Origin of the sequence: Aliidongia sp. (genome assembly GCF_035943795.1) — a bacterium.
GTDB lineage: Bacteria > Pseudomonadota > Alphaproteobacteria > ATCC43930 > CGMCC-115725 > Aliidongia.
The window spans coordinates 158,479-173,670 of record NZ_DASZBY010000100.1 but is presented as its reverse complement, the minus strand read 5'-3'; the positions used below and the strand labels follow the sequence as shown (position 1 = coordinate 173,670).

General features: G+C 68.3%; 15 protein-coding genes. 11 read left to right on the top strand and 4 right to left on the bottom strand.

Going from position 1 to position 15,192, the window contains the following annotated elements; translation table 11 throughout:
- Positions 1-88: 88 nt before the first annotated feature.
- From ftsZ to VGV37_RS19375, 5 genes are all read left to right on the top strand, one after another.
- On the top strand, positions 89-1,645 hold the full coding sequence (gene ftsZ / locus VGV37_RS19395) for a cell division protein FtsZ (RefSeq protein WP_326881388.1): 1,557 nt from the start codon (positions 89-91) through the stop codon (positions 1,643-1,645).
- A 261-nt stretch (positions 1,646-1,906) separates the two neighbouring features.
- Positions 1,907-2,833 (top strand): UDP-3-O-acyl-N-acetylglucosamine deacetylase, encoded by a 927-nt coding sequence (lpxC, locus tag VGV37_RS19390; RefSeq protein WP_326881387.1) that lies wholly within the window; start codon positions 1,907-1,909, stop codon positions 2,831-2,833.
- A gap of 151 nt (positions 2,834-2,984) precedes the next feature.
- Positions 2,985-3,806 carry an outer membrane protein assembly factor BamD gene (locus tag VGV37_RS19385; protein WP_326881386.1) on the top strand — a complete coding sequence of 274 codons (822 nt, stop codon included), beginning with the start codon at positions 2,985-2,987 and terminating at the stop codon, positions 3,804-3,806.
- A gap of 114 nt (positions 3,807-3,920) precedes the next feature.
- Positions 3,921-5,591, top strand: a complete 1,671-nt coding sequence (gene recN, locus VGV37_RS19380; protein ID WP_326881385.1) for a DNA repair protein RecN — start codon at positions 3,921-3,923, stop codon at positions 5,589-5,591.
- A gap of 86 nt (positions 5,592-5,677) precedes the next feature.
- Positions 5,678-6,646 (top strand): retroviral-like aspartic protease family protein, encoded by a 969-nt coding sequence (locus VGV37_RS19375; RefSeq protein WP_326881384.1) that lies wholly within the window; start codon positions 5,678-5,680, stop codon positions 6,644-6,646.
- Here the strand turns inward: VGV37_RS19375 and VGV37_RS19370 are convergent.
- Together VGV37_RS19370 and VGV37_RS19365 are read right to left on the bottom strand one after the other, a co-directional pair.
- Positions 6,643-7,083 carry a GlcG/HbpS family heme-binding protein gene (locus VGV37_RS19370; protein WP_326881383.1) on the bottom strand — a complete coding sequence of 147 codons (441 nt, stop codon included), beginning with the start codon at positions 7,081-7,083 and terminating at the stop codon, positions 6,643-6,645. The genes VGV37_RS19375 and VGV37_RS19370 overlap by 4 nt on opposite strands.
- The gene (locus VGV37_RS19365; protein ID WP_326881382.1) at positions 7,077-7,985 is read right to left on the bottom strand and encodes a CPBP family intramembrane glutamic endopeptidase; all 909 of its coding nucleotides are present in this window, start codon (positions 7,983-7,985) and stop codon (positions 7,077-7,079) included. The genes VGV37_RS19370 and VGV37_RS19365 overlap by 7 nt, the downstream gene beginning before the upstream one ends.
- Positions 7,986-8,134: 149 nt before the next feature.
- Between VGV37_RS19365 and ligA the strand changes: the two genes are divergently transcribed.
- Genes ligA through VGV37_RS19350 form a run of 3 tightly spaced genes read left to right on the top strand, consistent with a single transcriptional unit; the run spans position 8,135 to position 11,778 of the window.
- Positions 8,135-10,234, top strand: coding sequence for an NAD-dependent DNA ligase LigA (gene ligA, locus VGV37_RS19360; protein WP_326881381.1), 2,100 nt, complete (start codon positions 8,135-8,137; stop codon positions 10,232-10,234).
- A gap of 19 nt (positions 10,235-10,253) precedes the next feature.
- A complete protein-coding gene (locus VGV37_RS19355) occupies positions 10,254-11,432 on the top strand; it encodes a serine hydrolase domain-containing protein (RefSeq protein ID WP_326881380.1) in 1,179 nt (392 codons plus the stop codon).
- A 4-nt stretch (positions 11,433-11,436) separates the two neighbouring features.
- Positions 11,437-11,778 carry a LysR family transcriptional regulator gene (locus VGV37_RS19350; protein WP_326881379.1) on the top strand — a complete coding sequence of 114 codons (342 nt, stop codon included), beginning with the start codon at positions 11,437-11,439 and terminating at the stop codon, positions 11,776-11,778.
- 9 nt (positions 11,779-11,787) lie between these two features.
- Here the strand turns inward: VGV37_RS19350 and VGV37_RS19345 are convergent, their stop codons facing one another.
- Positions 11,788-12,678, bottom strand: a complete 891-nt coding sequence (locus VGV37_RS19345) for a LysR family transcriptional regulator (protein ID WP_326881378.1) — start codon at positions 12,676-12,678, stop codon at positions 11,788-11,790.
- A 104-nt stretch (positions 12,679-12,782) separates the two neighbouring features.
- Between VGV37_RS19345 and VGV37_RS19340 the strand changes: the two genes are divergently transcribed.
- Both VGV37_RS19340 and VGV37_RS19335 read left to right on the top strand, forming a co-directional pair.
- A complete protein-coding gene (locus VGV37_RS19340; RefSeq protein ID WP_326881377.1) occupies positions 12,783-13,343 on the top strand; it encodes a GNAT family N-acetyltransferase in 561 nt (186 codons plus the stop codon).
- The gene (locus VGV37_RS19335; RefSeq protein WP_326881376.1) at positions 13,340-14,527 is read left to right on the top strand and encodes an MFS transporter; all 1,188 of its coding nucleotides are present in this window, start codon (positions 13,340-13,342) and stop codon (positions 14,525-14,527) included. The genes VGV37_RS19340 and VGV37_RS19335 overlap by 4 nt, the downstream gene beginning before the upstream one ends.
- Before the next feature lie 10 nt (positions 14,528-14,537).
- Here VGV37_RS19335 and VGV37_RS19330 read toward each other — a convergent pair whose 3' ends face one another.
- Positions 14,538-14,756 (bottom strand): DUF1127 domain-containing protein, encoded by a 219-nt coding sequence (locus VGV37_RS19330; protein WP_326881375.1) that lies wholly within the window; start codon positions 14,754-14,756, stop codon positions 14,538-14,540.
- 285 nt (positions 14,757-15,041) lie between these two features.
- Here VGV37_RS19330 and VGV37_RS19325 point away from each other — a divergent pair, with 285 nt between their 5' ends.
- Positions 15,042-15,191 carry a hypothetical protein gene (locus VGV37_RS19325; protein WP_326881374.1) on the top strand — a complete coding sequence of 50 codons (150 nt, stop codon included), beginning with the start codon at positions 15,042-15,044 and terminating at the stop codon, positions 15,189-15,191.
- Position 15,192: the final 1 nt, after the last annotated feature.

The following is a 15,192-nucleotide window of genomic DNA, read 5'->3' as shown; positions in this document are numbered from 1 at the left end:
GACAGATCAGACTTCGCGTTCGATTCGCCCTAGTTGCTGAACCCCGTAACCGACTGCTCGGCGGCTGTGCCCTGACCCGGAGGACCCCATGACCATCAATCTCAGCATTCCCAAGGAATTCAGCGACCTGACCCCGCGCATCATGGTGGTCGGCGTCGGCGGCGCCGGCGGCAATGCGGTCAACAACATGGTCCGCGCCAATCTGGTCGGCTGCGAGTTCATCGCGTGCAACACGGACGCCCAGGCGCTGCAGCATTCGCTGGCCGACCGCAAGGTCCAGCTGGGCCAGTCGGTCACGCGCGGCCTCGGCGCCGGCGCCCGGCCCGACGTCGGCCGCCAGGCCGCCGAAGAGGCGGCCGAGGAGATCCTGACCCACCTGAACGGCTCGAACATGGTGTTCATCACCGCGGGCATGGGCGGCGGCACGGGTACGGGAGCGGCCCCGGTCATCGCGAAGATGGCGCGCGAGAACGGCATCCTGACCGTCGGCGTCGTGACCAAGCCGTTCCAGTTCGAGGGTACCAACCGCATGCGGCTGGCCGAGGCCGGCATCGAGGAACTGACCAAGTTCGTCGACACCTTGCTGATCATCCCGAACCAGAACCTGTTCCGGGTCGCCAACGAGCGCACAACCTTCGCCGAGGCCTTCAAGATGGCCGATGACGTGCTGTATGCCGGCGTGCGCGGCGTGACCGACCTCATGGTCATGCCGGGCCTGATCAACCTCGATTTCGCCGACATCCGCGCCGTCATGAGCGAGATGGGCAAGGCGATGATGGGCACGGGCGAGGCCGCGGGCGAGAAGCGCGCGATCGATGCCGCGGAAGCCGCGATCTCGAACCCGCTGCTCGACGACGTGTCGATGCGCGGCGCGCGCGGCGTTCTGATTAACATCACCGGCGGTTCGGACATGACTCTGTTCGAGGTCGACGAGGCCGCGAACCGCATCCGCGAGGAAGTGGATCCGGAAGCGAACATCATCTTCGGCTCGACCTTCGACGAGAAGCTGGAAGGCAAGATGCGCATTTCGGTCGTGGCGACCGGCATCGACGCCGAAGTGTCGAACGCGGCGCGCGCCATGGTCGCGGCCCAGGCGTTGGCCGCCCAACAGCAGGCCGAACGGCAGAAGGCCGCGATCTCGACCCCGCTCGCCGCCGCCTCGGAAGCCCTGGGCGAGACCTCGGGCGGACGGCTCGACGAGCCGGCATCGATCGCCAACCTGACCCGCAAGGCGACGACCGCCGTCCATACCATGGGCGAGCTGCCGATCCAGACCCCGCAGCAGCGGGCACCGGCCGCCCCGGTCGAGCAGCGCCCCTCGGCCGAAGTAGCCGGCGACGCGTTCCTCGCCCCGCGCCCGATGCAGCCGGCCGCAACGCGCGGCGACGCGGACCAGCCGCTGGGCACCATGCGCGCGACCCAGCCCCAGACCACGGCGAAGCGCCAGGGCGGGCCGAGCCTGTTCCAGCGCATCATCGGGCGCGGCCATGTCGAGCCGCCTCGCGCGCCGCAGCAGCCGGCACCGCGAACCCAGCCCCCGGCGGCACCGCGCCTGAACGGCGTCGATCCGGCGGAGCGTGCGCCGCAAAGCAGCGAAGAGGACTACCTGGACATCCCGGCGTTCCTGCGCCGCCAGGCCAACTGATCCCCTAAGGATCGGTCTCGACTGACGAGGGCGTCGCCGGCAACGGCGGCGCCCTCGTTTTCACAACCGCAGGAAATCGGTCGGACCGTTGACATCTCACAGCAGAGTCGCAAAATAAGCCTTTGTTCTGGAACCAATATTTTACCACTCGCGCTGCAACATTCGTTCATCAAGAGTGATTTGTTAGAGACGAGGCCAATCGCTATTCATTAAGCACCGATGAAGGCCCGCTGCCCTCACGACATAGATTCGGGTTTGGTCATGTTTCACAAGGGTGCCGTCCTGCAGAAGACGCTGAAGGCGCCGATCCATTGCACCGGGGTCGGGCTTCATAGCGGCATCAAGGCAGCGATGACCCTGCGTCCGGCGCCGGCCAACACGGGTATCGTGTTTCGCCGCCTGGACGTGGCAGGCGCGCCGGTCGAGATCAAGGCCGATTGGCGCCATTCGGTCGAGTCGGCTTTGTGCACCGTTCTGACCGACGGCAACGGCACCACGATCATGACGATCGAGCATCTGATGTCGGCGCTCGCCGGCTGCGCCGTCGACAATGCGATCGTCGACATCATCGGCCCCGAGGTGCCGATCATGGACGGTTCTGCCGCCCCCTTCGTGTTCCTGATCGAATGTGCCGGCACGATCGAGCAACTGGCGGCGCGCCGCTTCGTCAAGGTGCTGAAGCCGATCCATGTCGAGCAGGGCCAGAGTTCGGCCGACCTGGAGCCGGGCGACGGCTTCTCGGTCGATTTCACCATCGATTTCGCCAGCAAGGCCATCGCGCGCCAGACCACGCACGTGACGGTCGAGCCCGGCATCTTCAAGACCGAGATCAGCCGCGCCCGCACCTTCGGCTTCCTGGCCGAGGTCGATCAGCTGCGCGCGGCCGGTCGCGCGCTCGGCGGCTCGCTCGACAATGTCATCGTGATCGACGGCGACAAGGTGTTGAACGAGGGCGGCCTGCGCTATCCCGACGAGTTCGTCCGTCACAAGGCGCTGGACGCGATCGGTGACCTCTATCTGGCCGGCAGCCCGATCCTCGGCCGGTTCGAAGGCGTGCGGTCGAGCCACGCGCTCAATCGCCGGACGCTCGAAGCGCTGTTCGACGACGCCGACGCCTGGTGCTACGTCACGCTGGCCGAGGCCGAGTCGCTCGACGCCTGGCAGGAGCCGGCGCGCGCCACCGCCTGATCGGTGTCGAAATCGGCGCGGACACCTGTCCGTACCGCCCCTCTCGCCGAAGCCGCATGACTGTGCTAAGAGACCCGCTCTGCCGGCGTGCTAGCCCGGCCTTGCCGGCGGCTCTACGCCCTCCGGCATCACTGAAGGACCATGTAGCGGGATGCTGAGACTTCGGACCGGCCGTGTTTTGGCCGCCCTTGCTCTGATGTGCGGGCTGGCTCTCGCCGGATGCTCCGATACGGACAAGGACACCTATAAGGACCAGCCGGTCGAGACGCTCTACAACGCCGCCGTCGACCAGATGGGCGACCAGCATTGGGCGACGGCCGGCAAGCTGTTCGACGAAGTCGAGCGTCAGCATCCCTATTCGGTCTGGGCGACCAAGGCCCAGCTGATGCAGGCCTATGTCCAGTACCAGGGCGACAAGTACGACGCCGCCATCACCGCCGCGGACCGCTTCATCCAGCTGCATCCGGGCCATCGCGACGTCTCCTACGCCTATTACATCAAGGCGATCTCGTACTACGAGCAGATCGTCGACGTGGAGCGCGACCAGCATGATACCGAGCTGGCGCTGAAGGCACTCGACGACGTCATCACCCGTTTCCCCGACTCCCGCTACGCCCGCGACGCGCGGCTGAAGATGGACCTGACGCGCGACCATCTGGCCGGCAAGGAGATGGAGATCGGCCGCTATTACGAGAAGCAGGCGCAATATGTCGCGGCGATCAACCGCTTCCGCAAGGTCATCGGCGATTTCCAGACGACCAGCCACGTGCCGGAAGCGCTTGCCCGCCTCGCCGAATGCTACACCGCCGTCGGCTTGAACGAGGAAGCCAAGCAGACCGCAGCCGTGCTGGGCTATAATTATCCGGATAGCCCCTGGTACCAGGACACTTACGACCTGGTCGGCGGCCGCCGCGTCGTCGCCGAGGACAGCAAGCCCGGCTGGTTCAGCCGGACCTTCAGCTCGATTTTCTGATCCGGCCGGCGCACCCGGCGCGCGCCGCCGGACCTCCTGCCGGCTCTAGCTCCCGATCCCGTTCGCTTGTATGGTCGGCCCTGCCATGAAGCCGCCCAGCGTGTCGCCCGACCCATGCTCTTGAGCCTGACGATCCGCGATGTCGTTCTGATCGAGCGGCTGGATCTGGCCTTTCCCTCTCATCTTTCCGTGCTGACCGGCGAAACCGGGGCCGGCAAGTCGATCCTGCTCGACGCGCTCGGGCTGGCGCTGGGCGCACGTGCCGAGAGCGGCCTGGTGCGGCGCGGGGCCGCCCAGGCGATCGTCGCCGCCGAATTCGACATCGGTCCGGATCATGCCGCCCGCGCCATCCTGGCCGAACAGGGCATCGAGGCCGAGGACACGCTCGTGCTCCGCCGGGTGCTCGGCACCGACGGGCGCTCGCGCGGTTTCGTCAATGACCAACCGGTCGGTGTCGGCCTGCTGAAGCAACTGGGCGATACCCTGGTCGAGATCCAGGGCCAGTTCGAGCAGCGCGGCTTGATGGATCCGGCGAACCACCGCTCTCTGCTCGATGCCTTTGCCGGCGCACGCGGCGATGTCGAGGCAGTGCGGACGGCCTGGCAGGCCTGGCGCGACGCGCGGACCGAGCGCGAAACGGCGGAGGCCGCCCGGACCAAAGCGGCGGCCGACGAGGAATTCCTGCGTCATGCGTTGGGTGAGCTGGATGCGCTGAAGCCCCAGCCGGGGGAGGAAACGCAACTGGCCGACCAGCGCGCGCGCCTGATGCACCGAGCCCAGGTCGCCGAAGCGATGGCGGCCGCGGCCCATGAGCTGGCGAGCGACCGCGGTGCCGAACATGCGCTCAACGTCGCCGCCCGTGCGTTGGAGAAGGTACGCGACAAGGCCGGCGGCACGCTCGAACCCGCGATCGCGGCACTCGAACGCGCTTTGGTCGAGACCGAGGAGGCGCGCGCGGCGCTCGACCAGGCGATCGGCGACCATGAGCGCGACGGCGATCTGGAAAGCGTCGAGGAGCGCCTGTTCAACCTGCGCACCCTCGCCCGCAAGCATGGCGTCTCGGTCGACGCGCTGGCGGCCCTGCGCGACGAGATCGCCGGCCGCCTCGGCACGCTCGAAGACGGCGAGGCCGGTCTGAAGCGGCTGACCACCCGGGAAGCCGAGACGCGCGCACGGTACGCCGCTGCAGCCGAGCGGCTGACCCGCCTGCGCCGAACCGCCGCCGGCAAGCTCGACCGGGCGGTGCAGACCGAACTGGCCCCCCTGAAACTCGACCGGGCGCGCTTCTCGACCACCCTCGCGACGCTGGAACCAGCGGATTGGGGACCGGACGGGGCCGAGCGCGTCGCGTTCGAGGTCGCGACCAACCCCGGCGCCGCACCCGGGCCGATGACCAAGATCGCGTCCGGCGGCGAGCTGTCGCGTTTCCTGCTGGCGCTCAAGGTCGTGCTGGCCCGCGTATCGAGCGTCCCGACCATCGTGTTCGACGAGGTCGACAGCGGCATCGGCGGCGCCGTCGCCGCCGCGGTCGGCGAGCGGCTGGCGCTGCTGGGCCAGGAGTTGCAGGTCCTGGTCGTGACCCACAGCCCCCAGGTGGCGGCACGTGGCCGGCACCACTGGCGCGTCGCCAAGAACCAGGCCAAGGATACGACCGTCACTCGGGTCGACCGCCTGGACGAGGCGGAGCGGCGCGAGGAGATCGCCCGCATGCTGTCCGGCGCCAGCATCACCGAAGAGGCCCGCGCGGCCGCCACGAGCCTGCTGTCGGCCGGCGCGGCACTCTAGAGAGTTTCGTCCGCACGATCTTTCCTGGTGTCGATGCGGCGCCCGCAATCTTAGCTTTCTGTGCGCAACCGGTATCGTGAGGCACCTTGGTTCACCGCTTCCACCCGCTCGTCCTGGCGATCCTGTCGAGCGTTCCGATCTGGACGGCGCCAGCCCTGGCCGAACCGTGCACCCTGAAGCAATTGGCGTCGATCGATACCGAAAGAGCCGAGGGACGACTGATCATACCGGTCGGACTCGACGGCCGGGCCAGTCGCCTGTCGGTCGATACGGGCGCGCCGATCGGGATATTGCGCGCGAAACTGGTCGACGATCTGGGTGCCTCCCGACGAACGCTGGACAAGGGCGCCGTGATCGATATCGCCGGCGTCAGCTTCGATCAGGCCGCGAGCGTGCACGAGTTGAAACTTGGCGAGATGACCGCCCGCGATGTCGAGTTCCTGATCCATCGCGACCCCGCGCGGGACGGCGGAGCGGACGGTACCTTCGGCGCCAATTTCCTGACGGCGTACGACGTCGAATTCGACTTCGGTCGCAACAAGATGAACTTGTTCCTGAAAAACACCTGCGACGGCTCGGCCGCCTATTGGTCGCGCCACGCCACGAAACTGCCACTTCGGGTCGACGCTTCGCTGCACACGTTCGTCGAGGTCACGCTCGACGGCCAACTCCTGCTGGCGATGATCGACACCGGCTCGAGCGAGTCGATCCTGTCGCTGACGCGGGCCAGGCTGCTCTTCGGGATCGATCCCGTGGCGGCGAAGCTGGCGACCGACGGCACGATGCGAAGCGGCACCGGCGAAAAGCTGCCCTTCTACCGTCATCGCTTCGGGGCATTGGCCCTCGGCAACATCGAGATCCGGAATACCGAAATGGTACTGACCGACGACCGGCTCGCCGACTTCTATCGAACGACCAGAATGGTCGGCGACCACCCCGACTGGGAAAAGTCGTTGCATCCGGACCTGATCCTTGGCCTGCACCATCTGGAGCGGCTGCACATCTATCTGGGCTACGGCAAGAACCTCGCCTACCTGACCGCTGACGGTTCCTAACTCGGCGGCTCGCCGCCCGGGTCGGCGACCAGCCCGGCGGCCGCAATGCCGGCGAGCGCGCAGGCCTCGTCCAGATCGGACCGGTCGCCGCTGATGCCGACCGCGCCCAGCAGCCGGCCGGCCTGGTCGCGGATCAATACGCCGCCCTGGACCGGCACCATGTTGCCGCCGGCCAGCTCGGTCAAGGTCGCGAAGAAGGCCGGATTGGCCGCAGCGCGCCGGGCCAGCTCCCGGCCGCCGAAACCCATGCCAAGCGTGCCCCAGGCCTTGCCCGTCGCGATCTGCGGCCGGAGCAGGCTGGACCCATCCTCGCGCTTCAAGGCAACGAGGTGCCCGCCGGCATCGAGCACGGCGACCGTGAGCGGCTGCAGTCCGCGGGTGCGCCCTTCGGCGAGAGAGACGTCGATGATCTGGGTAGCGGCGGCGAGCGTCAGCATGGGACCTCCAGGGATCGGGAAGAACGCCAGGGCACGATCCGGTTTCGTCGGACCGCGCGGAACAACAAGACCACGCCGAACAGAACCCATACGGCAAGGCCCGGTACCGAGGCTTCGGGCCCGAAGGCGCCGCCGGTCAACCAGCCGGGACCCGCGATCCGGGCATCGATCAGGCTGGGAAAAGACGCGCCGGAATCGAGCAGGCCAAACAGCGCGCTCTGGGCGAAGTTCCAGCCGAAATGCAGGCCGATCGGCAACCACAGCCGCCGGGTCGCGAGATAGGCGGCGCCGAGGGTGACGCCCGCGCCCAGCGACAAGGCGATCACCGGCCAAGCCCCGGCTCCGGTATTCTCGATATGCGCCGCTCCGAACAGGATGGCGGACGACACGAGTGCCACCCCGCTGCCGGCCCACCGCTCGATCAGGCCCAGCACGAAGCCCCGGGCGATGATTTCCTCCATGACGCCAGCACCGATCGCCATCAAGGCCGGTGCGGCGAGATCGAACGGACTATGCCAGCCGACGATGCGATAACACCCGGTGACGGCGAGCAGCAGGACGACCAGGGCCGCGAAAATGATGCCGAGCGCGGCGCCGACGCCCGTTTCGGCCACGGCAGGCCGAAGCGCCAGCTCCGAGCACGGTCGCCGCTCGACGAAACGAACTTGCAGGCCGTAGGCGACGGCGATCGCGCCGGCCAAGGCCAGATAGGCAAGCCAGATCCGGAGCGGCCAAACCTGGCCCGCCACGAGTTCGGGCGCCGGGCCGAACAGCATCCGGTTGCCGACGACCACCGCCCCGCCACACAGCGAAATCAGCGCGACCGCCGCCAGCCCGTAGAGCAGCAGCATCCCGAACGAGAGCCGCTCCGGCGGAGAATGTGCTGCTTCATAGAACTGCATGGCGGGGTTCGTTCCGATATCGGCGAGATTCAGTCGGAAAATATCAGCAGGCCTACACGAAAGACGATCGAGAAGATAAGCCATGCCTCTTCTCCGACCGATCACTTCGCGCTAGAGGAAGAACAGCAGCTGCCCGCCCTGGAGAAACGATGACCGCGCCCAGCCTTCGCCACCAGTCGACCGATAGTGCGGCACTGACCCTGGAGGAAGCGGCCGAAGCCGCGGCCGACCTGGGTGCGGCGATCGAGTACCACGGCCGGCGCTACCATGCCGAGGACGCGCCCGAAATCTCCGATGCGGAATATGACGCGCTCTATCGGCGGCTGCAGGCGATCGAGGCCCGGTTCCCGGAGCTGATCCGCGAGGACAGCCCGACCGCGCGCGTCGGCGCCGCACCCTCGTCCGGATTTCGCAAGGTTCGCCATGCCATCCCCATGCTGTCGCTCGGCAATGCGTTCAGCCGCGAGGACGTGCTGGGCTTCCTCGACAGCGTGCGCAATTTCCTGGCCGAGCTGCGCGCCGATCCGGAGCAGGCGGTCGAGGTGATCGCCGAGTTGAAGATCGACGGGCTCAGCTGCTCGCTGCGCTACGAGGGCGGCGTGCTGGTCCAGGCGGCGACGCGCGGCGACGGGCAGGAGGGCGAGGACGTGACCGTCAACGTCCGGACCATCGGCGACGTGCCCAAGCGCCTGCCCGCGGGCGCGCCCGACGTGCTGGAGGTACGCGGCGAGGTCTATATGACCGACGCGGATTTCCTGGCGCTGAACGAACGCCAGCAGGCGGCGGGCGGCAAGCTGTTCGCCAATCCGCGCAATGCCGCCGCCGGCAGCCTGCGCCAGCTCGATGCCGCGATCACCAAGGCGCGGCCGCTGCGTTTCTTTGGCTATGCCTGGGGCGAGGTCAGCCAACCGCTGGGCAAGACCCAGGCCGAGGCCCGTGCGGCATTGCAGGGCTTCGGCTTCACGCTCAACGAACCGAGCCGGATCTGCCGTTCGGTCGACGAGATGATCGGGTTCTACGACGAGATCGGCGATCGGCGGGCGACGCTCGGCTTCTCGATCGACGGCATCGTCTACAAGATCAATCGGCTGGACCTGCAGCATCGGCTGGGCTTCGTCTCGCGGGCGCCGCGCTGGGCGATCGCCCACAAGTTTCCGCCGGAGCAGGCGCGGACCCGGCTGAATGCGATCACGCTCCAGGTCGGCCGGACCGGCGCCCTGACCCCCGTCGCGGAGCTGACGCCGATCAATGTCGGCGGCGTGATGGTCGGCCGTGCCACGCTGCACAACGAGGATTACATCGCCGAGAAGGACATCCGGGTCGGCGACATGGTCGTGGTGCAGCGCGCCGGCGACGTCATTCCGCAGATCGTCTCGGTCGTCCCAGAGTCGCGCGCGGGCGACCCGCCGAAATGGGAACCGCCGCAGGAATGCCCGATCTGCCACAGCGCCGCCGTGCGCGAACCGGGCGAGGCCAAGCGCTTCTGCACCGGCGGGCTGGTGTGCGAGGCCCAGGCGGTCGAGCGGCTCAGGCATTTCGTGGCGCGCGACGCCTTCGACATTGAGGGGCTGGGCACCAAGACCGTGACCGAGTTCCACGAGGCCGGACTGATCAAGACTCCGGCCGACATCTTTCGCCTGAAGCGCGGCGACATCGAGGGGCGCGAGGGGTGGAAGGAGCTGTCGATCTCCAAGCTGCTGAAGTCGATCGAGGACCGCCGCACCGTTCCGCTCGACCGCTTCATCCTGTCGCTGGGCATCCGCCAGACCGGGCAAACGACGGCGCGGCTGATGGCCAAGCACTACCGGACGCTGGCCCATTGGCAGGAGGCGATGACGGCGGCGGGCGATCCGGAAAGCGATGCGTACCAGGAACTGCTGAACATCGACGGCATCGGCGCCGACACGGCCAAGGACATGACCGACTTCTTCGCCGAGAAGAATAATCTCGACGCCCTCGCCGATCTCGAAAGCCTGCTGACGGTCGAGGATTTCATGCCGCCGGCCGGGCGCGAGGGTGGCGCGCTCGACGGCAAGGTCGTGGTCTTCACCGGCACGCTCGTGCAATTGAGCCGGGGCGAAGCGAAGGCGCGTGCCGAGGGCGCCGGCGCCAAGGTGACGGGATCCGTTTCGGCCAAGACCGACTATCTGGTGGTCGGCGCCGACGCCGGGTCGAAGGCGGCCAAGGCCGAGGCGCTGGGCGTCAAGACCATCAGCGAGGACGAGTTCATCGCCCTGGTCGCGGGATGAAGCGCCGCGAGGAGACAGCATGACGACAGAAACCCTGGGCTTTTCCACAGAGCGGCTGCAGCGCATCACCGCCGGTTTCGAGGCTGGTGTCGCGGCGGGGCGGATCGGCGGCGCGGTCGCGGCCGTGATGCGCCGGGGCGAGACCGCCTATTTCGAGGCGACCGGCTATCGCGACAAGGCGGCGGGCGACGCCATGGCCAAGGACGCGATCTTCCGCATCTATTCGATGACCAAGCCGCTGACCAGCGTCGCCGCCATGATTCTGGTCGAGCGCGGGCAGCTGCTGCTGGGCGATGCGATCTCGAAATACCTGCCGAGCTTCGCCAACCAGCAGGTCGCGGTCGTGCCCGAGGGCGGCGGCCCGCTGGTCCTGGAACGCGCGCGCCGGCCCGCGACGATCCAGGACCTGCTGCGACACACCTCCGGCCTGGTCTACGACATGCTGTTCGAGACCACGCCGGTGAAGCGGCTGTATCGCGAGGCCGAGATCTCGACCGCGCGCGAGTCGCTGACCGACAAGGTCGACCGCCTCGGCCGCCTGCCGCTGGCCCATCAGCCGGGCGAGGTGTTCGAATATGGCTATTCGACCGACGTGCTGGGCCGGGTGATCGAAATCGTCGCGGGCCAGCCGCTCGACGCCTTCATCGCGGCCGAGGTCACCGGGCCGCTCGGCATGGTCGACAGTGGCTTCTGGGTGCCGCCCGCCCAGATCCATCGCCTGGCCGAACCGGTCGCCGACGCGGCCGGCAAGATCCCGCCGTTGCGCAAGGTGACCGAGCCGCCGTTGATGCTGTCGGGCGGCGGCGGCATGGTCGGCACCACGGCCGACTATCTGCGCTTTTGCACCATGCTGCTGAACGGCGGCGCGTTGGACGGAGTGCGCATCCTGGGCGCGAAGACCGTCGCCTACATGACCACGGACCATCTGGGCACGAAGCGGCGCGACAACAGCACCGGCCGCCATCTGCTGGGCGCCGGCCACGGCTTCGGCCTGGGCTTCTCGATCCGGCTGGCCGACGGCGAGAGCGACATGCCGGGCAGCGCCGGCGACTATTCCTGGGGCGGCTATGCGGGCACCCAGTTCTGGGTCGACCCGAAAGAGCAGCTGATCGCCGTCATGATGATCCAGCAGCCGAACGAGTTCACCGACTATTGGCGGCTGTTCCGCAACCTTGTCTACCAGGCGATCGTGGCGTGAGCTGGTGACCCGCCTGACCCTGCGCATCGATTTCGGGCCCGAGGACGCGATCGGGCCGGGCAAGATCCGGCTGCTCGAACTGCTGGCCGAGACCGGTTCGATCGCGGCGGCGGGGCGCGCCATGGACATGTCCTATCGCCGGGCCTGGCTGCTGGTCGCCGCCCTGAACGGCATGTTCCGCGAACCGGTCGTGGCGACCAAGCTGGGCGGCAAGGCCGGCGGCGGGGCCGAGATCACCCCGTTCGGCGCCGACGTCATCGCGCGCTATCGCGATATGGAGCGCCTGGCCAAGGCCGCGATCGCCCCGCACCTGACCGAGCTGGAAGCGGCGCTGAAGCGGAGCTGACCGCCCACGTCAGCGTCGCGCCGCCGCCCTCTCCAGTTCCTCGATGAACAGGCGCAGCCCGCGGTCCAGCATCTTCGCGCTGCGCATGACATAGCCGAGGTCACGCGAGACGGCCGGCGCCAGCGGACGGACGACCGTGCCCGGCACGGGATCCGGCAGGGCCAGTTGCGGCATGACCGAGGCGCCGAGCCCGCTGCCGACCAGCATCTTGATCGCCTCGATGCTGCCCAGCGCCATGATCGGGCGGGGCCGGATGTCGCCCTGGCGGAACCAGCCGTCGATGACGCTGCGCGTCTTGCCGCCCGGTTCGTAGAGGATGAGCGGCAGTGCCGCGAGATCGGCTGGCGACAGGATCGCGGCCGCCGGTGCCATCGCGGTCGGCAGCAAGGCTACCAGCGGATCGACCAGCACCCGCGTGGCGCTGAGCGAGCGCCCGACGCCGGGCGACAGGGTGGCCAGCACGATGTCGAGATCGCCGGCCTCGAGCCGCTCCAGCATGTCCTCGCTGTTGCCGGTCGAGATGATCACGTCGAGGCCCGGCATGCGCCGCTTCATCGCGGCCAGCACCTCCGGCAGCAGGTAGATGCAGGCGGTCGCCCCTGTGCCCAGACGGATGCGGCCGGTCTCGCCGGCGCGGTGCGCCGCCACGGCCGTCATCGCCTCTTCGACCGCCGCCTGAGCCCGGCCGGCCGGGCCGATCAACGCCTCCCCAGCCGAGGTCGCCGCGACACGCCCCCCGGCGCGGACCAGCAGGCGCGCGCCGAGGATCCGCTCCAATTCACGCAATTGCTGGCTGGCCGCCGGCTGCGTCACGTTCAGCGATCGGGCCGCGGCAGTGACGCTGCCGGTCTCGATCGCGGCCAGGAAGATCCGAAGCTGACGCAGGCTGGGACTGGGCATAAGGAAAAATAATTCTGATGCGCCGCATTGGAAAGTTTTTCTTCTCACGGATTTGAGATGGGTGCAGCCTTGGCGAACCAAAACACCCCCATGAGCCCGCCTCGATGACCGACCGAACCTTGCCCATTTCCGCCGCCACGATCCGACCGAGCCGGGAAGACGACATGGCTGCGATCGCCGCGATCTATTGCCATCACGTGCTGACCGGCACGGCCTCGTTCGAGACCGAGGCCCCCGACGTCGCGGAGATGGCCCAGCGGCGCGCCGATCTGCTGGGGCGCGGCATGCCGCATCTGGTGCTGGAGCAGGACGGGCTGGTTCGCGGCTACGCCTACGCCGGTCCCTATCGGCCGCGCGCCGCCTATCGCGACACGGTCGAGAATTCGGTCTATCTGGCACCCGACGCCATCGGCCTGGGCTTCGGCCGCCGCCTGCTGACGGTGTTGATCGAGGAATGTACCGCGCGCGGCCTGCGCCAGATGGTCGCCGTCGTCGGCGACAGCGCCAACCTGCCGTCGATCCGGCTGCATGAGCGGATGGGTTTCCGCAACGTCGGCACGCTGGCGGCGGTGGGCTATAAGCATGGCCGCTGGCTCGATACCGTGCTGCTGCAGCGGACACTCGGTGCCGGCGATGCGGCCCCGCCGATCGACCGGGCGGAATGAGCGGAAACCCGCGCCGCCTGACCGTCGCTCTCGGCGCGACGCAGCTGGTCTCCTGGGCCACCAGCTTCTACATGCCCGCCGTCGTGGCGACGCCGGCCTCGGCGGACCTCGGCATGAGCCGGCTCGCGATCCTCGCCGGATTTTCCTGGGCTTTGCTGGCGGCAGGTTTCTGTGCCCCCCATGTCGGCCGATGGATCGGCACCCATGGCGGCCGGGCGCCGCTGACCGTCGGCAACCTCGCTATGGCGATCGGGCTGGGGTTGCTGGCAATGGCGCACGGCCCGGCGCTGTGGTACGGCGGCTGGACGATCATGGGCATCGGCATGGCGCTCAGCCTGTACGACGCCGTGTTCGCGACCTTGGGCCGCATGCTCGGCGCCGACGCCGGTCCCGCCATCACCGGCGTCACGTTGATGGGCGGCTTCGCCAGCACCGTCGGTTGGCCTGCCGGCGCGTACCTGGTCGAGACGGTCGGATGGCGCGACACCCTGCTCGTCTACGCGGCGGTTCAGCTGGCCGTGAACCTGCCGATCATACTGCTGATGGTGCCCCGGCAGGGCGTCGCGCGAGCGTCCGGACCGGCCGCCGCCACGAGGCCGGTCGGACGGAGCCGGCACCAGGCGCTCGCCTGCCTGGCCGGCTTCTTCACGATCCGCTGGTTCGTAACGTCGGCCCTCGCCGTCGCCATCCTGCCCCTGCTGGGCGGCATGGGCCTGACGGCCGGCGAAGCGATTGGCGCCTCCGCCCTGATCGGACCGGGACAGGTCGCGGGACGGCTGCTGGAATGGTCGTCGGGCGGACGTTTCGGCTTGATCGGCCGCGCCGCGCTCGGCGCCGGCTTGGCGCCGGTCGGCATCGTCGTCCTGCTGTGGGGCGGCGGCATCGTCGGGGCTGCACCGGCTGCCTGCCTGTTCGCCCTGCTCTATGGGATGAGCAACGGCATCATGACCATCAATCGCGGCACCCTGCCGCTCGCGATCTTCGGCCCGGACAATTATGCCGCCCTGCTCGGCTGGCTCGCCGTTCCGGTGCTGCTGGCCCAGGCCGTGGCGCCGACCCTGACCGCGCCGCTCGTCACGCGCCTGCCCGCGACCGAAATCTTCGGCGCGGCCGGCCTCCTGGCCGGCGTCGCACTGCTGCTGTTGCTGCCGCTCCGCCCCAAACGGGCGGTTGCGGCCGAATAGTGGACCTCGACTATTCCCGCCAGAACGGCTTGCGGATTTCGCTGAGGGCGGCCGCGCGCGAAACGCCCATGTCCTGGAGATCGCGGTCGTCGCACTGGGCCAGTTCGGCCCGCTCGCGGGTACGCTGAACCCACAGTGCGAACACTTCACGGAACTGGGCGATGCGGCTGGTCTGGTCGATCGACGGGGCCAGGGAAACGGTCGGCGCGGCTTTGAAGGAAATGCTCATGTCATGCTCCTGACGACACGGCGTTTCCACCCCGGGGGCTTATAAACTTGCCCATATACTGCGATGCAACATGCAATAGGTAGCAGTTCTCCTGGCGCTTTCAACAGCAATTTTTGCGCTGCACAAATATCCGGCATGCGTTTCCGCCATGGCAAAGCCGTCACATGCCGACCAGCAGGGCGGCCAGCCTGGGCGCCCGATATTCGATCCCGGCCTCCGTTCCGGTCGGGAAGTTCAGCTGTCCGGCCTGGTCGAGTGTGACGCCTGCTGTCCGTCGTGCCGACCATGAAGATCATCGCCTGGCGCAAGCGCGCGCCCATCTTGCCCGGCGACGCCGAGGTCGCGGTGGTGCGCCGCTGGCTGGCGGCCGAATGGGTAGTGTTCGCCTGTATTTCCCTGCTGGCGGCCGCCCTGGGACTGGGGCTTGAGCGCTGAT